This window comes from Leptospira ryugenii, from assembly GCF_003114855.1.
GTDB lineage: Bacteria > Spirochaetota > Leptospiria > Leptospirales > Leptospiraceae > Leptospira_A > Leptospira_A ryugenii.
This window is the reverse complement of record NZ_BFBB01000007.1, coordinates 295,122-315,735: the sequence shown is the minus strand read 5'-3', so window position 1 is coordinate 315,735 and position 20,614 is coordinate 295,122. Positions and strand designations below refer to the sequence as shown.

Below are 20,614 nucleotides of genomic sequence, written 5' to 3'. Positions count from 1 at the left end.
TCCATGTCCAGATCTCGCACAGACATACGTCCTGTATGCTGTTCGTCGCCCGTATTCTTTTTAGGCTAGAATCGATTTCGTTTGGGAAATTGGGTAAAATCTAAATGTAACCTAAGAATGTGGGATGAGGGATTCGAACGATTTTCCAAGAGAGTTCGAGTAGGAAGTTTTGCAAAATAAATGCCTAATTTCCGTTAAGCGAGAACGACCGCAGGCCTGGAAGTGCGAGGTTCAACAACCCTTCCGATGGAAGCAAAGTTTTGTTAAGGAAATTTTCAATCTCGCCTACTTTAATGGGCCGCGTACATAATATGAATTTTCATATTGATTTCCTATTTCACTAATACAGGTATGTTCTTTATATTTTGTACCTTCCGTTACAGAGACTATTTCGATAGCGACCAAACCAAAAAGAGGACGATCTACTTTTCCTCGGATTTCTTTTGCCAATTCTACTAACCTCTTGTGATTGGAAATGGAAATTTTCTGTGAGCCACTAACATCGGATAATTCAATTTCTTGTTTATCGCTATAAATTACTCCCTCCATGACAAAACCACCGAAATCCATAGGTAAGATTCTAGCTGGCTGAAGGTAATGTACTACTATCTTCTTGGTTCTTGAATATTCTTCATACACTCTTGGCGAATAAAACCCAGGTACGATATAAAAATGATCTATTTCTAAATAGATGGGAGCTAACACAACCTCTCCAATACCAGATCCAGCAACTCCCTCACACCAAAGAGTAAAAGGTTGGCCATCCTGCACGTTATAGGCTGTCCACCTGCACGTAGCCTCATACAATTCAACAACTTTTGATGGATCTTTTGGTTTCAACTTTGGTACTGGTCGTCCAGGATATTCTGCTAAAAAGGAGGATGACCAGGCAACACCGCCTGACGGAATACTAGAATAGGATGAGATAAATCTTCCTGGAATTGAGTCTCCTAATTTTTCTTTCAAAATATCCCGAAGGGATTCATTGCTTTTCAGTTCAAAACTATTTGCCTGTTCCGGCGCTTGAGAAACAATTGGAAACTCCAATAGTATATCAGTAATAAGACGACTATATATTTACTTGGTGTTTTCATCTCATTTTATCTTCCATGTTTCATTGATTTTCGTGATTTCAGATTTTAACTCGTCAATCTCAGTTTTTAATTCGACTGCTTTTGGTAACTTTTTATTTATTTTACCATATTTACTTTGTAAATCTCCGAGTTCAGCTTCCTTTTTATATCTTTTCGTGATATCGCTTAAATAATCATTTCGCTGGGAATCGGTCATCTTTCCGAAATTGGACTCTTTAATCGTGTACGCCGCATGTCGTATCGTAGTCTACGGAAAAATTGTAACCACGCCTTGGTCCTTGATTGTCTGGGTTATAGGCAAGGCCAACATTTGTTGATTGGTTTATTGTCGATAAAAAAGTAAGTTGTGTCCCCTGCTCAGTTCGTTTCCTATCATTTCCATTTCTCTGCATATCTATCTATGCATGTACTGTTGTATTGCCTTCTTCAGAAAAGGATACGCTTACATTCGTTGTATCTCCACCTAGGCCAATAATCGTAAGTCAGGAAGAGTCTCGGCACCTCGCATGTATTTGGTTGTCAACAAATCATTCCGCAGCTCGACCGCGCTATACGCTACAATCCTCCCACCACCAATCGGCTATTTGATGGGAGGGATTTCCGCTGCTATCGCTGGTGCGGGACATTCACTCCTACTCATAATCGATCTTCAAATCACGAATCACTTCATAAAGATTGATGAACTTTTGTTTTTCTTTAAATGAAAAAATCCGTTTATCCGCTGGTATTATCCGCAATTGATACCTTTTATTAAAATAAATCTGACAATCTTTCGGAAAGTCTCCATATATTTCATTCTGTGGTTGGTAAAAGCAAGCGATCAAAAAATTTTTTCCTACAGTACTGTGTGTAAGTATTAAGTAATCAAATCTTCCAATAATATCCGTTTTCATTAAATTAATTTTATTGATTGTTTCAGGTAGTGAATCGCTTATAGATAAATCATCCAAAGAGGTATTCAATGATTTATTTGCCTTAATATAACAGGATTCATCATTACTTGAATAAAAATCTTCGCATAAATTACTTTGATCTTCATAGACAAAAATCCTTACATCACTGTGATCATCTGAACATTGAAATTTTCGCCTTACGCTAATTGCATTGTACCCTTTGTCGATTTCTTCACATTTAACCCCATTTACATATAATTCTTTCAACTGTTCAAATTCAGGAATCTCTAGCTTACTAAAGTCATACTCTATTTTCCGGTTGTATGCCTTGCTTTTTTCAATAAAATATCTTTTGTTTGCCTCCTGAATGATATAGTACTGGTATGTTTTTACACTTACAGGAATGAATAAAGCGATTAGAGTTAAATAGGTCATCATTTTCTTCACTGTCATTTCAATGTTAAACTAAAGGACTGCAAGGTTGGCCATCTCTTTCTTATCTTCCTATGTTTTTCTAGCTATGTCTTGTCCTAGGACTATCCCTTCCTAAGGATAATGATCCTCTTTTATACCTAACTGCTCTAAGGTGCCCATTATTTTTGGGTTCCAGATAGGTTGGTAGATGGGATCCTTCCAATACTCAGGATCATAATCAAAATCACAGCCAACTTCATAACCCGCTACTTTATCCGAACCTCGTGTTGTACATAAAGAGAATACGTGATAGAAATATTCAAGACATGAATTTGTTCTCTTTTCTTCTTTAGTTAGATTTTCTGGGAATCTGTGGAAATGCCCATGGAAAAGAGTATGGTCAAAAATAGAATTTCTAGGCGTTACCTCTCGTCTTGTCTCGTCTATCAGGAATACCTTTACAACCTTCCCTTGGTACAAATAAAAAGCTAAAGCAAGGAGAGATCTATCTCTTGCATTCGCGACCTTTTTTATCGTAAGATCAGGAGCTACAGAAAAGTAATAAATCCATTGGTCTACGTAAAATTTATCACCTTTGTAACGGATAACTTTTGGAATCCGTAATGTATATTTAGAACTATAGGTATGACCAAATGTATCTATAATTTGGTCATAAGTTGCGGATTCGAAAGGAAAGTCAGGATTAGCAATCAATTTATTTCTTAATTCATCATCAGCGTCCCTTGCCATATCATAGAATCTATCACCTAATCCAAAGTAGTGGTAATTGACCCTTACCATGTAATAAGGAGACCAACTCCGGCAACTCATCAGCGCAAAGAGAAATATAAACAACAACTTAACAATTCTACTCATGGTTTCGTTTTCTCTTTCCTTTGCCGTTTTCCATAGTAAACCATAAAAACGGAGAAATGCGTCTATAAAATGGTTTAGGAGAAGGATTTTTTAAACTATTTTTTAAATCCCAACTCTGGCAACTCATCACCAGCTCACCAGGTTATTGCACCCTTACATCAATTACACTTTAGCAGATTTCATAAACTCTTTTGAAATCTAGACTTGGGAAAATTTGCGATAAAAAAGCTCTCGATTCCTTCTTAAGTATCTAAAGAATTGTAATCTAAATGGCAAAACAAGTTTGGCAGGGATCGATTGAATTGATTTGGGTACAAACAAAAACTCCTTCTCTGCGAAGTAGCAAAGAAGGAGTTTCGTAAACTCAGAAAAACCCTAGTGCATTTGGAGAGTAGCTAACTAGCATATTCTTTGTTTGTTGGTAATGGTCGAGCATCATTTTATGTGTTTCTCTACCGATACCGGATTGTTTGTAGCCTCCGAATGCGGCATGTGCTGGATAGGCATGGTAACAATTTGTCCACACACGACCTGCCTCGATGGCCCGGCCCATACGATAAGAACGGTTCATATCCATAGTCCAAAGACCCGCTCCTAGTCCGTATTTGCTATCGTTGGCGATCGCAAGAGCCTCTTCTTCGTCTTTAAAAGTAGTCACAGACACAACAGGCCCAAAAATTTCCTCTTGGAAAATTCTCATATCATTGTTACCCGAAAAAACAGTTGGCTCAATGTAATAACCGTCTCTAAGATCTTCTGGTAAATGAGCTTTCTTACCACCTGTTAGTAGTTTAGCCCCCTCACTTTTACCGATCTCAATGTAGAACATGATCTTTTCCACTTGTTCTGTCGAACATTGAGCTCCAATCATTGTACTGAGTTCCAAAGGACTTCCTTGTTTAATGTTCTGAACTCTTTTCACAGCTAGTTCCATAAATCGATCATAAATTGATTCTTGGATCAGTGCACGTGAAGGGCATGTGCAAACTTCACCCTGGTTGAGTGCAAACATTGCAAATCCTTCCAAACATTTGTCTAAATATTCTTCACCATGGTTAAAGATATCTTCAAAGAAAATGTTCGGTGATTTACCACCTAACTCCAAAGTGACAGGAATCAAATTCTCGGAAGCATATTGCATAATCAATCGCCCAGTCGAAGTTTCTCCTGTAAAGGCGATCTTTGCTATTCGTTTGCTTTGCGCTAATGGCTTTCCCGCTTCCAAACCAAATCCATTTACCACATTGATGACTCCCTCGGGGAGTATCCCGGCAATCAGTTCCATCCAATAAAGGATACTGGTAGGAGTTTGCTCTGCGGGTTTGATCACAACACAGTTTCCCGCCGCAATGGCAGGAGCGAGTTTCCAAGCCGCCATCAGTATCGGGAAGTTCCAAGGAATGATTTGCCCAACCACTCCAAGAGGTTCATGAAAATGGTATGCCATCGTTTGGTGGTCAATTTCTGCTATACTACCTTCTTGGGATCTGATACATCCGGCAAAGTAACGAAAGTGGTCGATTGCCAGTGGAATATCTGCAGCCAAAGTTTCACGGATCGGTTTTCCATTGTCCCAAGTTTCCACTAAGGCCAAAGTTTCTAAATTTGCTTCCATAACATCTGCTATTTGGTTTAAGAGTTTAGCTCTTTCAGCAGCAGATGTTTTTCCCCATGTTGATTTCGCTCTATGAGCTGCATTCAAAGCCAATTCGATATCTTCGGCACTTGATCTTGCAACATGTGTGAATGTTTTCCCAGTCACAGGACTTACATTAGCAAAGTACTGTCCGCGTACAGGCGCTACCCATTGGCCACCTATGAAATTTTCATAGCGTGTTTTGAATTGGACTTTGCTCTTTTCTGTGTTAGGTGCTGCGTATATTTTGACTCCAGTCATTTTGGTTCTCCTTTTGATTCGAGAACTTAAAAGCAAAAAGTGTACCAAGGCAAAATAAGGTATACATGCTGTTTTTTTGCCATTTATTTTAGAATCAGAATAAAACTACTGAGACAATGTTCCAAAATGGAACAATGGAATGTTCCGATTTGGAAAAAAGTTGTGGATTGCTTTGTATTTTCTGGCAAGATGAATGGTCGTGAATTCACTGGTTGTACAAGAAGCCCACCAAAGATCAAAATCATTTGGCCTAACACCAGAAACTCCCTTGTTTCGCGAGAAACTTTTATCCTATGAACTCAAACACACATTAGATGAGAACTACGAACTCTACCATACAGCTCGACCTATCTTAGAAAAGATTTTATCTCCACTACATGCATCTGGAACCATAGCCATTCTTGCTGACAAAGAAGGCACAATTCTCTACACGACAGGTAGTCTTGATTTCATGAAAAAGACCGATCGTGTCTGTTTACAACCAGGAGCCAATTGGAGAGAGGACAAACGTGGAACGAATGCGATTGGAACCGCTCTCGCACTAGCAAAACCAGTTCGTATTCATGGGGATGAGCATTATCTCCAACTGCATGGGTTTCTTACTTGTTCTGCATGTCCTATTTTTTCTCCTTCAGGAGAGTTTATAGGTGTGGTGGATATTTCCGCTCCCGCCAAACGAGAAACTCAGCAAGCATTGGCTTTAGCAATATTGGCAGCCGAGTCGATTGAAAATCGTTTGCTTTGGCAAGAGAGCCAAAAACAACAAGCAGGTATCATTGAAGAGATACGTGCAGTTAGTTCACAATCACAAAAGGGTTTGGTATCATTGAACCGAGACGGTGAGATTATCTTTCTTAATTCACAAGCAAAGCTGATTTGCGGAGATCTTTCTGTTGGCAAACAATGGAATTCTTTCACCCCAAGTAATTTGGAGCATAAAACCATTTTCCGCAGTGAACGTAGAACGTGGGTTTCTTTATCAGATCTTCCCAATGCCAAACAAATCTCTCAAGATTTAAAATTTTCTTTCCAAGATTTGTATTCCAACTGCCCCAAAGTTACGGAAGTGATACAGCTTGCACAAAAAGCAGCCTCAACTGACATGCCAGTCTTATTATTAGGTGAAAGTGGAACTGGGAAGGAACTAGTTGCGCAAAGTATCCATCGTTCTTCTCAACGTGCGGAGCATAAGTTTATCGCCATTAACTGTAGCGCGATTCCTGAGTCACTCATCGAAAGTGAATTGTTTGGCTATGCAAAAGGTTCGTTTACTGGGGCAAATAAAGAAGGAAGTCCTGGCAAGTTTTCGCAGGCACACCAAGGAACCTTATTTCTGGATGAGATTGGCGATATGCCTTTGCGGGCCCAGGCTGCCTTGTTACGGGTCATTCAAGAAAAGAGAGTTTTGCCTTTGGGAAGCAAAGAGACCTTACCTGCAAACACGCGCATCGTCGCAGCTACACATAGAGATTTGTGGAAAGAAGTACAGGAAGGAAGGTTTCGCCAAGATCTATACTTTCGCTTGAAAGGAATCGTTGTGAGGTTGATTCCGCTTAGGGAGAGATCCGATTTGATTGGGCTTGCCAAAGATATTCTTAAACAAGGAGGATTCGGCGATTTAACTATTTCTTTGGATGCTCAGAAAAGAATCCTTGCGCATACATGGCCAGGTAACATCCGTGAGTTGCAAAATACAATGTTGCAAGCCGCTTTCTTCTCTCAAGGAGGAGAAATCCTCCCAGACTCGCTTCACTTAGAAGAATTTCAAGAGGGACCAGATACCGTAAGTGATGGTCCAAAAGGAAAGGAAATCAATGTTTCTCTGCCTCTACCCAAGGATTTTGAATCTTTGGAAAGGGAGTTAACTCTGAGAACTTTGGAAGATACGGAAGGAAATGTGACTCGAGCCGCAGAAAAATTGGGTATCGGTCGTAACACTTTGTACAGAAGGCTCCAAAAATGGAACCTAAACTCTCACTAATTGCTAATCATTACGATTCTACGCAAAGATATTTAGGATTATGCTACTTTCGACAAATTAGAGGCTTCTTTTTTTCCAAGAGACATTTCCTATACTCCATATGGTCTCACAAAATTTAAAATTTTTGCAATAATACTCACTTTCGGTATTCCAAATCAAAACATTTTTGATTTTTTTCTTTTCAATCAAGCGTTTCTGAAAATCAAATGAATACTTGCTCATTTTAAAAAAATACAATTGATCAGTATACTTTCTACCTAAATAAACATACCCAGCACCACAAGCATAGTTCTCGTTAATTGTCACGAGAGAGCTTCCACTCAATCCATTCTCTTCTGCATTTAGAAAAAGTTGTAATATTTCATTTAAAAAGTTCCAAGGGATTTTTTTTGTAACATTGTTGTAGTTGACTGATAAGCTTGTGATTGTCAGTAAGCAGACAAAACTCAATGCAAAAATATTTTTATATTTTTTTAAAAAAATATAAAAAACAAAAATACCTTCAATAATATAATAAAGAAGTACAGGAAATGTGAAATATATGAATCGCAATTCTTTGTGCTCAATGATTGAGTGAAGTACAACAAAAAAGATCGTCCCTATAATGATAGGATACTGAGACTTCCACTTTGCAACCAAACCAGGAAACAAAAACACCAATAGAAAACTCAAATACTTGGAGTATTGCAAAAAGTAAAAGGAAAATGGACTACTCCCCCAATTTGTTCCTATATTGTCTATCATATTGGCTTTGTAATAATTGATAGAAGAGATAAAGGGCATGCCATAAGAAATCAGATCTGAGAGCAAATAGACCCAAAATCCAAGAAGTAAACCAAGTAACATTTGTAGAATGGCCTGTTTACCTCCATCTTTAGATAGTAAAATAAATACACAGATAGCATAGATTGAGATAAACAATAGCATTTGGAATCGTATGCCATAGCATAATCCTAATATAAATGCTTCCGGGAATAGGTTGAAATTTTTTCTTTCAATTTTTAATTGCAGAATGAAAATAGAAGTCAGTGCTAAGGAAGTGGAGAGGCTCTCTGATAGAGTTCTAAATCCAAAATAATAGTGCAATGGAAATAACACATAAATAAAAAGAAATAAAAGATACCGTGTAATAAGATCTTGTGTAGAAAGTTTGTTACTTTCGGCAAAGTAGTAAAATGATACTGAGATCATGCTATATATGAAAAATAAAGATAGAAGGATTCTGGTAGAGTAAAAGAGTATCTTTGGGTCAAGGGTGAATTGATAAACAATTCTCAACCAAACAGAAAGTAATTGAGGATAAAGCGTCGATCTAGCCTGTTCCTCAAATTCCCAAGCTACAAATCCTCTACCTGTTACCAAATAATGAGCGTATTCGATCGATTGGAAAATTTCATCGGGCCAAGTAAAACCCTGAGAGTAGAGGATAGCGAAGCCCACGAGTGGAATGCTGGTGCTGAATAGAAAAATCAATAAAAATGCTTTCGAGTGAATGAATGATTTTACGGTATATGCCATGAGTCTCAATTCCTCTAGTTAGCCTAGATTTGAAAACATTCTTCAGCCAAAAACTGAACTAAAACTAGATATAGTCAAGTATTTCAAAAAAGTGAGAGGATGAACCTCATTGCATACTATCCCATTTTTCTTTATTTCCGTTAACGGAGTTTACTTTATTTTTTGTAAACAGTGTTCACAAAAATGATCAATAAATTATTTCTCTGATCAGTTAAATCCCATCGCTTCGGAATTAACGATCCTTTATCTGAAATTCCTGATTTGTAAACTGTATCTTTTGTTTGTTTTCGGGGAGATCTTTATTGGAGAGTATCTATTTTGAGTTATAAAAAGAAAGACTTTTAACTTTTTCTACCGGGCGAAAGCTTTCTTTGGGATCAATGTTTTGCAATAATTGTTGGCAGTTGATCTCTGAGCCTTCTAAACAAATGATAGAAAAATTTTTCCCTTTGTGCATTGTAATAAAAGTCTCTGCATTCTCTTGCGTTTTGGGGTCATATACACGAATGTTTTTTAAATTGTAAATGAAATTATTCACATGCTCAGATGATATGAGCACTTGTTTGTTGACATTTTGCTTGAAAAAATGATGGGTGTAATCATAAATTTTTTGCGTTTCTCTTAAGATAAAGAGCATGATCAGCATTCGAAATACAGGAATCAAAAAAAACAAAATGATTAAGAGAGTTTTCTTTTTTCTAAAATTCTGATACACAATCTGAATTGTTAAGAATCCAAAGATTGGAACAATAGGAAATAAAAATCTGGGACTTAAGTCCATGCCTTGCTGGTTCGGTCCAAAAAATGGAAAGATGATCCAAATCGAAAATACACCCAGTAATAAATATTGAATAGTCGAATACTTTTTTTGGAATAAAACGCTCAGTGTTAAAAAACTAACAGGAATATAAAATAAGAAGGAATACTGGCTTATAAAGAAATATTCAACAATTCGAAACAATCTAAAAGATATTGTAAATTGGTTTAGTACTGTTGTGAAAAAACGAATTGGTAAGGCAAAACCTGTCATTACATAATTTAAATACAATTGGATTGCCAGAAAAATTGCAAATACCAGAAATGTAAGTGTTATCTTTACCTTTGTTCTCGTGAATATAAAAAAGTAAAATAACACAATGGCTAAGAAAAGAACTACTTCTAATCTTATAAAAGCAAGCATTCCAATAGCAAATCCATTTAGGAAAATTGAGAGCCAATGATCATATTTAAAATATAGATAAAGCGACAAGAAGAACAAAAAATTTGTAAGAGTTGCCTCGTACAGCCAAGTTGAATATATCAACAAGGAAGACCCAAAGAGGTAAAACAGACTAGATAAGAAACTAATCTTTTTATCTTTTGAGATCAATAGAACAAGTTCATAAAAAATAAGTAAGGATAATAATCCGAATGCAACAGGAATAATAAAAATGCCCCAAAAGCCCATGAACTTATAGGGTATTGCAACTAAGGCTGAAAAGTACAAAGGGAATGTAAAAAATTTTCTATCACCAATTTTATACTCAAAAGGTGGGTGGAATTGGGAATATTCATCCGTGTTCGGATATCGATCGGTATCCACAGGTCGATCAAATCTCGTAAAATTTTGATCTATGAATTCTTCGATTTGTAGAAACTTGTACTGTTCATCCTGTACAAATGTATTTTCATTTTTTATTTGTGCAAAAAAGGAAAGTGCAATGGAAAGTGAGTAGGCTAAGAAAAGCGTAAGCTTAGGGTTCTTACTTATCATAGCAGCTGATGTAGTATGTTTCGCTATCATGGTTTATTAGCATCGTGCTCAATGTATTTAAGGGTAGGTCCCTAAGGCTTTTCGGAAGTAACCAGTTTACAGATTCAAAAAGCCAGTGAGATTATTATTTTCAATTAAAATTTTTATCGATCATCTAAGTGAAAGCTTTATATACAGATGATTTTCTGGATAAACACAAATGCCAGTAAGAGGAGATTTTTTCGTTGTCGATATGATTTCCAGGAAGCTCTGAAGTACTTTTTGGAATGAAGGCAATCAATGGATTTTGTTAGGTATGCCTATGGCGGTTTCTGGTATAGTATTTAGAATCCTTGACACCCTTTTATTTTGATTGGAACTCCATTCCTTGCAGAGAGCAATTCATTGGTCGGCCAGCAATGGATTCAATATTGGGAACATTTTCTATAAAGCAGGTGCTTCTTTGATATTGCAGGTTGCAAGTACGAACAGATCGTTCCCAAGGATGCGCAAGAGATTTAAGTTTTGTCGGCAGGAATCAAGGCTTTCTCTTGTATAGTATTTAGAATCCTCGACACCCGTGATAATTTGTAAGATGATGCGGTTGGTGAAAGCTGTATTAAGATTTCCGGGAACAAGATAAGCTTCCAAGGCAGTTTTCACGTCCTTTCCACTAACTTTATCATTATCCAATTTTGTGAAAGGTGGGCGATTGCAAACAGCCAAAGTAACAAGTAAACAAAGGAATAAAAATCGTATTGAAATCTGTTTCATAGTTTAAAAAATATTGGTCTTTTATGAATATGTAAAGACTAATTTGGACTGAGATTCGCAAAATGTGGGCTGTCAGGCGATGTTTTCTAAATCGTATTTTTATGATTCCTTTTTGTTTTGCAAATAGCTTTGTAAACCCTCTGTCGAAAGTCTTTTGAAAAAATGAGAGATTGTTTCTGAGTCCCAATCATTGCTTTCGTTAACCAATTCTCGGATGAGATTCCATAGTGCACCTGCCAAGTAGCGATTGATCATTTTGTACGGTACTTCTGTACCTATATACAACTTGCGTAACATTTCATGAGTACGAAAGGATTCATCGGTGATAAAGTCAAGGATTCGGTAGGTAAGGGAAGAAGGAATCGTATCTTGAAACATCTGTTTATAGAAGATTTTGTTTTGTTTCACATTTTCCAATGCATAGTAAGTGAGAGATTTACCATCGGCCAATAAAGTTACTGGATCCACAGGAGGGGTATTGGACTCCATCTCTCTATATAAGTATATATATGTTTTGTAAAGTAGGTCTTCTTTATCTACAAAATAATTGTAAAAGTTAACCCTTGTCATTCCGGCTTCTTCGGCAATCTTTTGTATGCTAATGGATTCATATGGATTTACTAAGAAGAGTTGGTGGAAGATTGCGATGATTTTGTTATAATTTTCTGAAATTCGATCGTTTTTATTGTACATGTGTAAAATCAGTTTCCGTCTGAAGATTAGGAAAGATTTGCAAAGTTTTCCAACGATACAATACCAAATACTTCTATGAAGAGTAAAAAAATATTTCTCTATACCCTTGGTTTGGTTTTTTCTTGTCAGTCCATCCAAGATCGTCCAGATACCTATCTACAAACGACATATTGGCACCGTTACCAAAGATTTTTACCCGAAGACCTTAGGTTCCAACATGAGTCCCTTCCCCAAGAAGAAATGATTTCCATCCAAGGGTATCAGATTCACCTAGATCGATATCCTAAGCCAGCGGCCCCTTGTAAGATCCTATTGATCCATGGCGGAGGAGGGAATGGCAGACTTTTGGGAGCCGTGGCCTTGGGACTTAGGTCTATAAATTGCGAAATCATCTCTCCCGACTTACCAGGGTTTGGTCTAAGTAAAATTCCTAAATCCAAATCCTACGTAAAGTATGAAGAATGGGTGAAGGTACTCAGTGAACTAATCGAAAGAGAAAGGAATCCTAATCAAAAGATATTTCTCTTTGGTCTGAGCATCGGAGGAATGTTAGCCTACCATACCGCCGCCTCCAATCTAAAGGTAGATGGACTGATAGCAACCACACTAGTAGACCCTCGCCAAACAAAGGTCAGGGATGCCATCTCCTCTAATCTCTTTTTGAGTCGTTTGGGAATGCCTCTGAATTCAGGGTTTGCTTTCTTTACCAACGGAATCTACCTTCCCATACGTTGGTTGAGCAAAATGGAATCGATTACGAATGACCCCGACTTTTCTGATGTCTTTGCTGGGGATCCCTATGCTGGCGGTTCCCGAGTGAGTTTAGGTTTTCTAAAGAGCTTTTTGACTTACCAACCCGAGCTAGAACCGGAAGAGTTCCACATTTGCCCTGTCCTCTTGGCTCACCCTGGCATAGACCCATGGACACCCCTTCCCTTGAGCCAAGATTTCTATGACCGACTCCCCGGGAAAAAGGAATTTGTCGAATTGACTGGCGCAGGGCATTTTCCCTATGAAGAGCCAGGGAAAACGCTTTTGTTTGCTGCGGCCAAACGGTTCATTGAAAGAAGGCTAAATGAATAGCGCTCTAGTTAGCTGTCGTTAGATTTACCGAATGTTGTTCCAGATTGTTTGTCTCTAAAGTGATCATCTCGGAAAGTGCAGTGACCTCTAAATTGACTTGGTACATTTTTTTGACTACTTCCAACATCCTATCTTTGTTTCCAGAGAGGAGTTTGGATTCATTTTCGAGATCCACTGACAACTTTCCGATTTTGATGATAGAGTGTAGCATAAAGGTATTGAGTTCTCTTTGAGATCTGATCTTGTTTGTCGCTTCTTGGATCGCGGATTGTAAATCTTGATAACCAGATTGTAAGGCTTCTGATTTTTTGGTAGATTCTAATGCAAGTTTGGTACCTTCGGCAATGACAGAGTTAGCTTTTTGGATAATCTTTTTGATCTTGGAAGCATTCTCATTAGAATTTTCGGCAAGTTTGGCGACTTCAAAAGCAACGACGGCAAAACCCCTACCATGTTCGCCTGCACGGGCTGCTTCGATTGAAGCATTTAATGCGAGTAAGTTGGTTCTATCTGCAATCTCTGCCATAATTTCATTGACTTCGGTGACTTCTCTTTGGGAGTCATTCACCATAGATAAACGATCATCCAGATTCTTGATGGTGCTAACCAATTCTTCACTTTGTATTTGAAATCCATCCATTTTCCCATGTAAGGCGACAACCACAGCTTCTAAATCCTCAAGACTCTCTTTGAGACTTCCAGACTTTTCATCCAATCCAGTCACTTCTTGGTGTTGCAATAGAATATCTTCGACCGAAGATTGGATACTTTGTGAGAAGGATTGCGTAAAGTCATTAAGATCTTCGATCGCTTTGGATTCGTCTTGGAGCTCGCCTCGGAATTTATTTAGAATCTCTTTTAGTTTACGTAAGGTTTGGGAAAGTTCCGAACCTATGTGGATCAATTCAGAATTGAGTTGTTCGGAATTTTCTTTTTCCTGTAGGGCAAGTTCTCCTTTTTTTTCTGCTTCTGCTCGTATGGAGTTCATTAGCTTCAGAACTCTTGCAGTCAAATACCCAAAACAAATAAGAAAAAATATTTTAAAGATTTCATTGGAAATTGCCAAACTACCAGGCATACTCTGTACACCTTGTACTTCTAAAAATTGTACCCCTTGCATCTTGGCGATGAGCAAAATGCATACCAAAAAAAATGCAGATGTGTAGGTAGAGATGAGTAAAAACCCTTCCGAAAACAAAAAAGCAGAGTAGGTAATATAAAAATAGTAAAGTACATAGAGGATCGGCGATTTCACTAAATCTGCCGCCGTTTCCTTTGTGCCTAGTAAGCCAGCAGCTGTGACTCCAAATAAAACACAGATGTCTAGGAGTATGAATCCTTTCGCTAGGATTTGGTTCAGTTTGCCACGATGTAGGAGTGATCTTTGAATGAACCCATAGAGAAACATACAACTGATCCCAACCAAGTAGGCACTGGTTTGTAAGCGGGTGGAGGTTTGGTAGGAGCCTAAAGTGGCGAGGATATAGAAAAAGGCCAATGCAAATCGCACCCGATTTACATACACGGGGCCGAGTTGGGACCAATCTAGACTTCGGCTTTCTTGGGAATGCTTAGAGACCATTGTTCCTTTTATTAATAGCAGTCGTTTTAGGAAACAAATTTCTCAAAAACTCTCTATGTCTCCAAGCATCTGTCAATCTCCACCTTCCACAAAAAAGATGATCTTCCAATCAGTGCCCTTCTTTTCGATTCCCAAACGTTGGTCCAAGGGACTTCTCAAGTATTGCTTGCAGATATAACCCATACGGCCATCCGATAGGCAGACTTGTTGCCATTCACAAGAATCTTTGCCCTCGGCATTGCCATTGCCCAGAGCTTTTCCCTCTTCATAGCTGAGTTTGACAAACTCCCATGACAGTTGAGCTAAGACCTTACCTTTTTTGGAGGGTTCTGATCGTACATTTACGGAAGTGCCTATTACGAGGGAATAGGTGTACACATCGATCGAGTCGGGCGTTAGCTGGAATAAAAAGGGAGCGGCCCAGATATTGTCCCGATACGAGAATCCCAGCTCTGTCGTTTCTTTGAGTTGTTTCCAGATGGGCGATTCTTTTGGCTTTTTGTCTAGGCCCCAATGTTTCCAAAAGTTCTTTTTGCCCGTTCCATTTTGTTCAAAGGCAAAAGATATATGTCTATCCACTGCCGTTTCCAGAAATTTTACATCCCTGTTTCGAATTGCCTCATCTAACTTTTGCCGAAAGGAAAAAAAATCTTTGTCCTCTCTAGACGCATCGCTTGGCTTTAAAGTTACGGGCTCATACACATCACAGGGAAACAAGCTTTGTTGGAAAAGAATGAGGAATAAAAATAGAAGGATAAGGAAGACTTTCACAATTACAAAATCTATGTTTGCTTAGAGAATCGTCCACTCAATTCATAGGGCACATCGCCAATCATCCCTCATTCAATGCTCTCTTTGATCTCCAGCGGAAGAAGTAGACCCATACAACAAAGATAAAACAAAAAATACCCACAAGCAAAGGAAAAAAAACTGTTGTGACATTCTGTACGGTAAGGGCAAAGATAGAGATGATATTTCTGACAAAGAAGAGAAAATAAAAAGATGTACTTTCTTGGAACGGACTTACCATTGCCTTACGAAAACTAGGGAGAAATCCCAAGAGATCCATCACAGTCAGAAGAATCACTGAAAGCATAGGATCAGAAAAAAGATACCAAATAGGAAGGCTGGTGAGGGTGGCGACCAGGATATACCAATCAAATAGCAACACCTGTATCTCTGATCGTTTTTGCCAGGACAGATAGGCAGCCATTAAAGTGAGGATGCCGGAGACTCCCGTGGGATAAGAACCCAGACCTCCGTTTTCGAAAAATTGGGCAAAAAAAACAATACAGGTTGTGAGTCCCCAAATGAGCCAAGAAAAGTAATGGGGTTGGATCGTTCCTTTATAGATCCCAATCAAATAAGGTGCATACCCCCATACTGTGAGGAGGATAGCAATCGTACTCCAAATCAATTCAAGAGATACCTGCATCTTCTCTGCAAGGTACTTCTCTCCTCTCATGTGCTACGACCAAAAATCAAGAGCCAGCTGAAAAATAGAAGACAGAGCCTTTCTATCCGTTTATACTTTCTTGGATGAAGGGAAAAATCAGAACTTACAAAGTTACCCTTCTTCTCTCTGCTTGTCTCTTTGCCATTTCCTGCAAAAAAGAGGACGGTGGTGAAGGAGACGCGATACGATTTCTAGGTCTAACTGCACTAGCGTATCAAAATGCAACGTCCATTGTTTGTACCCAAGACCAATTGCAAAAGGTCCAAACAGGCAAAAGTTTCCAAACGAGTTTTGAATCGTTATCTGAGTTCTCTCTTTTTTACTCCGTACCAAACAATTACCAATCTGCGGCCACTCATGAACTATCCTCCGAGCAGAAAGTGACGGGTAATTTGTCTCATAAGGCAAGGATTACTGCTAAGGGTCCCAGTTGTTCCTTTCCCACAAACTGCAACCACAGAGCCTATCCAACCATACAACTCCATAAACTTACATCTGGTGGATTTAAAACTCCCGTACAGATTGAACTATCTGTTTATTTAGATATGAACCTAACAAATTCTGATTGGTTTAGCTTCGCTACATTTTCTGCAGATGCCTCTGATAGCTGGCGTCGCGTTGTGCTCGTCAATACTGACGCAAAGAACAAAGCCTATCTGATGCACGTACCTCTGCACAACCAGAGTAATCTCAGCTTTCAGAATCCCAATGTGAACTTCCCACAAAATAGATGGGTGAAGTTAAAAACTTGTCTCAATTTTGATCCGAACCAAGGAGAGGCAAAGGTTTGGCAAGATGAGGTTCTCATTTCGACGGCTAAGGTTTCCGGTGGTTGTGGCGTTTTGGAACAAGCCCATTTTGGGCTATATGCCTCGCCAAACCTATCCCAAGGCACTATCTACAATGATGATCTGCTCATCCGAGAGGTGAGTTCCTGCCCTTGATGGTGCATTTTTCTTATTTCTCCTTGCATTTGAAACGATCGTTTCAAAATAGGCCATAGAATTCTGAAATGATCGTTTCAGAATATGAGGAGAAACACAATGGGACAATTGAACGGTAAGGTAGCGGTCGTGACAGGAGGCAATAGCGGGATAGGGTACGCAACTGCCAAGGCCCTGAAAGAAGCAGGTGCCAAAGTCTATATCACTGGAAGAGATGAGGCAAAGGTAAAGAAGGCTGCAGAGGATTTGGGAGTACAAGGGATTACGGCTGATGTAACCGATCTTGCCTCTTTGGACCGAATGGTGGCCACTCTCCAATCCCAAGAAAAGGGCATTGATGTTTTGACTGTGAATGCTGGCGTTTTCTTCGGCGCGCCAATTGGTAACAATTCAGAACAACTCTTTGACCAAGTGGTAGGTGCCAATTTCAAAGGTGCTGTGTTCACGATTGAGAAGACTGTGCCCCTTCTGCGGGAAGGTGGCAGCGTGATCAACATTTCCACAGCGATGGCAGAAGAAGTCGGGGTAGCCAATTCGGCGATCTATGCAGCTTCCAAGGCGGCCCTCAATGCCTACAGCCGGGTGGCCATGACAGAATTTGCCCCCAAAAAAATCCGAGTGAATGTGGTTAGCCCTGGACCAGTTTCGACTCCCATCTTTGGCAAAACAGGGATGAGCGAAGAACAGATCCAAGGCACGGCTGATCATCTTGCGAATAAAAACCCACTCAAACGATTTGGAAAACCAGAGGAGATTGCAAAACTTGTGACGTTTCTAGCATCCGATGAATCTGCTTATATCAATGGAGCCAATATCACCATCGATGGGGGATGGCATATCAATTCTGGGAATTGATTGATTTTCTGTGGCGAGTGAGAGAGCATTGAGCCAGGGAAATGCCAGAACCTGTATGAGTAGAGAAAAGTCATTTTCGTACGAAGAAAGTTTACACCAGGCAATGGATCTATTCTGGGAAAAGGGCTACCATGCAACGTCTATGGATGACCTGGCCAATACCCTCTCTTTAAATCGTTCGAGCATTTACAATTCCTTTGGTGGTAAAAAAGATATCTTCTTAAAGGGATTGGTCCAGTACCAAAATATGAACTTTCAGCTTTTGCAGACTCTATTTTCGGAGATTTCTTCCGTGCGAGTCGCCTTTGCAAAGTTATTTGAAAATACCTTTTGTGCTCTCAACCAAGATGCGAAGAGACGAGGTTGTTTTTTGGTTAATACCTCCACAGAAATGGCCCCTGCAGATGCTGAGATCCAATCCTTTTTGAAAGAACACAAAATCAAAATCATCCAAATATTTACAGATAAAATCCAAGAGGGCATCCAAGTCGGAGAGTTACGTTCCGATTTGAAGGCCCGTGAGATTGCCGAGTACTTGTACACTCTCTACAATGGCATCGGGGTGATTTCTAAATTGGAATCGACTCTGGAACGTTTGCCCTTTACCTTAGAGATGGTTCGTTTTGCACTTCCTTCACAAAACGTTTTGGCAAACACATAAGCATTCTATCTTTCCGCCTTTACGTATTTCTATCAAAATCGCAAAATTGATCCAAACCTAAGCTGAGAAATCTTATACGATTGGATTTGTAAGGAGATTACCATGAATCCAATCGTACAAAATGTAAGAACCTCGATGAGTATCCTCATGCTTTGCCTAAGCTTTACCCAATGCCAAAAAGAGAAAGAGATCGATGGGAACCCAAAGACAAAAGCAGCAGGGATCATCCAAACCGGAATTATCACCGATAGGCTGAAAGAAACCAAAGACTTCTACCAAAAATGGCTCGGATGGCAAGTCAAGTTTGAGTCAGAATGGTTCCTGCTTTTGTCTCATCCGGAAGTAAAGGACAGAGAGCTTGCCTTTATGTTGCCAAACCAAGTAGCCGTCAGAAAATCCTATTTCCAAAAGTCTTACACTGGCCAGGGAATCTGGCTCATCATCGAATCAGATGACATCGAGGCTCTCTATAAACGAATGTCTGAAGCCGGTGCGCCTATTGACCTTCCGATGACAAAAGAAGAGTGGGGGGATGTTCACTTTACGATGTTAGATCCCAATGGAATCGGTCTTGACTTTGTGCAGAAAAGAGAATAGTTTACTAATGTTTGCGGTCAAAGAAAGACTCATTCTTATATCCGATTTGGGAAAAATTAGAATCTAATCTTTCCGAAGAATTCGCGTTAAACGAACTAGCCTTTTTCTCTACCTATTCTCCTTGGCATTTTCATAGATTGTTTTCGCAATTCCAGTCAGAGAATGTCAAGGACTACGTTAGGCGCTTGCGTCTCGAAAAAGCCGCCTTTGAAATCAAAACCACTTCCTTTCCGATTTTAGAAATAGCCTTAGAAGCAGGTTATACGAGCCAAGAAGCCTTTACCAAAGCCTTTCGGAAGACTTTGGGTATTACTCCTGCCGCATACCGAAAGAAATTCCAAACCAATCCGAAGAACTTCGGTGGATTACTAGCTCTAGAACCATTCGGAATCTCTAGTGCAGATATATGTATAAAAAAGATTTCTTCCTTCCATTTGCTTTACAGGCGCCGTATCGGGCCCTACCATGAGATGCCAGGATTTCCAGAGGATCCTACTTTTCTCTCAGCCATTTACGAATGGCTTTCTAAACAAAAACACTCCGCTCATGACCAGAAGTGGATTGGTATCTCCCAGGACGATCCCGACATCACAGAGCCAGATAAAATCAGATTTGATATTGGCATTCCCGTTTCACCGAAAATCCAAGTTCCGCACGGATTGGGCTTACAAAGAGTAGAGGGAGGAGACAGAGTGCAGATACGTGTTCGATTGCCTTATGATTCTTTGCCCAAAGTTTACGAAGTTATCATCAACGAATTTTTTCCGAAGTTTCACAGACGTTTGGCGAACCTTGCCCCCTTCGAAGTTTATTTGAAACGTGAACCCAGAGATGCTATAGTCACCGACCTTTATTTTGCCCTGCGGGATTCTTAGCTATGATTCTATAGTCATTTGAAACAATTGTATGATATCCATTCCCTCTGGAAGGTCTAGATGTCCGTCAATGGCAAGAGTTGCGATTCCATGGACGATCGACCAGGAACCAAGAGCTTTCGCATAAGCGGTCTCTTTGTTCATTTTATCATTTGCAAATGCAGAAAATAAGAGTAAAAAAGGCCTTTGCGAAATATTCCACACTTCTCGATTTTTTTGTTTTTGTGTGCTTTGTTTGATTGGATTGATCTGACTCAACATCAATCGGTATAAATCTGGATTTTCAATTGCGTACAATATGTACTCAACTCCGTAGATATAGGCGAGCCCACGACCTTTCGCATTTGCATTTTGTTTCTGAGCTTCTATCATTCGGATGGCGAGTTCTTCATAACCAGAGGAAGCTATGGCTTGGACCAATGCTTGTTTATCTTTGAAGTGTGCATAGGGTGCCATTTGGCTGACACCTAGTTCTCGTGCAAGACTTCGCAAAGAGAGTGCATCCAATCCTTGCTTTTTAAGGATCTTTCTTGCTGCAATCACGAGGGCTTTTTTTAACTCTCCGTGGTGATAGCTCGAGTCTTCCTTTGTGATTTTGGTTCGCTTTTGTGTCATGAAGCAGATAGATGAATTGGGATTTTGCCCCTAAAACTCCTCAATTTCAAATTCAGAATATTTCCCCCCGATTC

At 39.4% G+C, this 20,614-nt stretch carries 20 protein-coding genes; 7 read left to right on the top strand and 13 right to left on the bottom strand.

The genetic code is table 11. From position 1 onward, the window contains the following. Window positions 1-285: 285 nt before the first annotated feature. The 5 genes from DI060_RS12545 to adh form a co-directional block, all read right to left on the bottom strand. The gene (locus DI060_RS12545; RefSeq protein ID WP_108977102.1) at window positions 286-1,047 is read right to left on the bottom strand and encodes an NADase-type glycan-binding domain-containing protein; all 762 of its coding nucleotides are present in this window, start codon (window positions 1,045-1,047) and stop codon (window positions 286-288) included. A gap of 48 nt (window positions 1,048-1,095) precedes the next feature. Further along, on the bottom strand, window positions 1,096-1,290 hold the full coding sequence (locus DI060_RS12540) for a hypothetical protein (RefSeq protein ID WP_108977100.1): 195 nt from the start codon (window positions 1,288-1,290) through the stop codon (window positions 1,096-1,098). A 436-nt stretch (window positions 1,291-1,726) separates the two neighbouring features. After that, window positions 1,727-2,425, bottom strand: coding sequence for a hypothetical protein (locus DI060_RS12535; protein WP_135355052.1), 699 nt, complete (start codon window positions 2,423-2,425; stop codon window positions 1,727-1,729). A 108-nt stretch (window positions 2,426-2,533) separates the two neighbouring features. Then, window positions 2,534-3,277: a hypothetical protein gene (locus DI060_RS12530; RefSeq protein ID WP_108977096.1), complete on the bottom strand. Its 744-nt coding sequence runs from the start codon at window positions 3,275-3,277 to the stop codon at window positions 2,534-2,536. A gap of 364 nt (window positions 3,278-3,641) precedes the next feature. After that, window positions 3,642-5,174, bottom strand: coding sequence for an aldehyde dehydrogenase (gene adh, locus DI060_RS12525; RefSeq protein WP_108977094.1), 1,533 nt, complete (start codon window positions 5,172-5,174; stop codon window positions 3,642-3,644). Window positions 5,175-5,373: 199 nt separating this feature from the next. Here adh and DI060_RS12520 point away from each other — a divergent pair, with 199 nt between their 5' ends. Continuing rightward, window positions 5,374-7,155: a sigma-54-dependent Fis family transcriptional regulator gene (locus DI060_RS12520; protein ID WP_167836998.1), complete on the top strand. Its 1,782-nt coding sequence runs from the start codon at window positions 5,374-5,376 to the stop codon at window positions 7,153-7,155. Between the two features lie 57 nt (window positions 7,156-7,212). On the opposite strand, the gene DI060_RS12515 is transcribed toward DI060_RS12520, so the two are convergent. The 4 genes from DI060_RS12515 to DI060_RS12500 form a co-directional block, all read right to left on the bottom strand. After that, window positions 7,213-8,673, bottom strand: coding sequence for a glycosyltransferase family protein (locus tag DI060_RS12515; RefSeq protein ID WP_108977090.1), 1,461 nt, complete (start codon window positions 8,671-8,673; stop codon window positions 7,213-7,215). Window positions 8,674-8,986: 313 nt separating this feature from the next. Then, window positions 8,987-10,456, bottom strand: a complete 1,470-nt coding sequence (locus DI060_RS12510; RefSeq protein WP_135355051.1) for an LA_3751/LA_3752 family putative glycosyltransferase — start codon at window positions 10,454-10,456, stop codon at window positions 8,987-8,989. Window positions 10,457-10,849: 393 nt separating this feature from the next. After that, window positions 10,850-11,179 (bottom strand): TIGR04452 family lipoprotein, encoded by a 330-nt coding sequence (locus tag DI060_RS12505; protein WP_108977086.1) that lies wholly within the window; start codon window positions 11,177-11,179, stop codon window positions 10,850-10,852. Window positions 11,180-11,278: 99 nt separating this feature from the next. Beyond that, window positions 11,279-11,872 carry a TetR/AcrR family transcriptional regulator gene (locus DI060_RS12500; protein WP_108977084.1) on the bottom strand — a complete coding sequence of 198 codons (594 nt, stop codon included), beginning with the start codon at window positions 11,870-11,872 and terminating at the stop codon, window positions 11,279-11,281. A gap of 75 nt (window positions 11,873-11,947) precedes the next feature. Between DI060_RS12500 and DI060_RS12495 the strand changes: the two genes are divergently transcribed. Further along, entirely contained in the window at window positions 11,948-12,955 is a 1,008-nt protein-coding gene (locus DI060_RS12495) for an alpha/beta hydrolase (protein ID WP_108977082.1), read from the top strand. Window positions 12,956-12,959: 4 nt separating this feature from the next. Here DI060_RS12495 and DI060_RS12490 read toward each other — a convergent pair whose 3' ends face one another. From DI060_RS12490 to DI060_RS12480, 3 genes are all read right to left on the bottom strand, one after another. Next, window positions 12,960-14,537, bottom strand: a complete 1,578-nt coding sequence (locus DI060_RS12490; RefSeq protein WP_108977080.1) for a methyl-accepting chemotaxis protein — start codon at window positions 14,535-14,537, stop codon at window positions 12,960-12,962. Between the two features lie 72 nt (window positions 14,538-14,609). Next, window positions 14,610-15,308 carry an SH3 domain-containing protein gene (locus DI060_RS12485; RefSeq protein ID WP_108977079.1) on the bottom strand — a complete coding sequence of 233 codons (699 nt, stop codon included), beginning with the start codon at window positions 15,306-15,308 and terminating at the stop codon, window positions 14,610-14,612. A 61-nt stretch (window positions 15,309-15,369) separates the two neighbouring features. Beyond that, window positions 15,370-15,972: a hypothetical protein gene (locus DI060_RS12480; protein ID WP_108977077.1), complete on the bottom strand. Its 603-nt coding sequence runs from the start codon at window positions 15,970-15,972 to the stop codon at window positions 15,370-15,372. A gap of 104 nt (window positions 15,973-16,076) precedes the next feature. On the opposite strand from DI060_RS12480, the gene DI060_RS12475 reads away from it, so the two are divergent. The 5 genes from DI060_RS12475 to DI060_RS12455 all read left to right on the top strand — a co-directional run bounded on the left by DI060_RS12475 (window position 16,077) and on the right by DI060_RS12455 (window position 19,925). Then, window positions 16,077-16,937, top strand: coding sequence for a polysaccharide lyase (locus tag DI060_RS12475; protein ID WP_244594388.1), 861 nt, complete (start codon window positions 16,077-16,079; stop codon window positions 16,935-16,937). Window positions 16,938-17,036: 99 nt separating this feature from the next. Further along, window positions 17,037-17,792 carry an SDR family NAD(P)-dependent oxidoreductase gene (locus DI060_RS12470; protein ID WP_108977075.1) on the top strand — a complete coding sequence of 252 codons (756 nt, stop codon included), beginning with the start codon at window positions 17,037-17,039 and terminating at the stop codon, window positions 17,790-17,792. Window positions 17,793-17,847: 55 nt separating this feature from the next. Beyond that, window positions 17,848-18,453, top strand: coding sequence for a TetR/AcrR family transcriptional regulator (locus tag DI060_RS12465; protein ID WP_108977073.1), 606 nt, complete (start codon window positions 17,848-17,850; stop codon window positions 18,451-18,453). Window positions 18,454-18,555: 102 nt separating this feature from the next. After that, the gene (locus DI060_RS12460) at window positions 18,556-19,050 is read left to right on the top strand and encodes a VOC family protein (RefSeq protein ID WP_244594387.1); all 495 of its coding nucleotides are present in this window, start codon (window positions 18,556-18,558) and stop codon (window positions 19,048-19,050) included. An 11-nt stretch (window positions 19,051-19,061) separates the two neighbouring features. Continuing rightward, entirely contained in the window at window positions 19,062-19,925 is an 864-nt protein-coding gene (locus DI060_RS12455) for an AraC family transcriptional regulator (RefSeq protein WP_108977071.1), read from the top strand. Here the strand turns inward: DI060_RS12455 and DI060_RS12450 are convergent, their stop codons facing one another. Further along, on the bottom strand, window positions 19,926-20,540 hold the full coding sequence (locus tag DI060_RS12450) for a TetR/AcrR family transcriptional regulator (protein WP_108977069.1): 615 nt from the start codon (window positions 20,538-20,540) through the stop codon (window positions 19,926-19,928). Window positions 20,541-20,614: the final 74 nt, after the last annotated feature.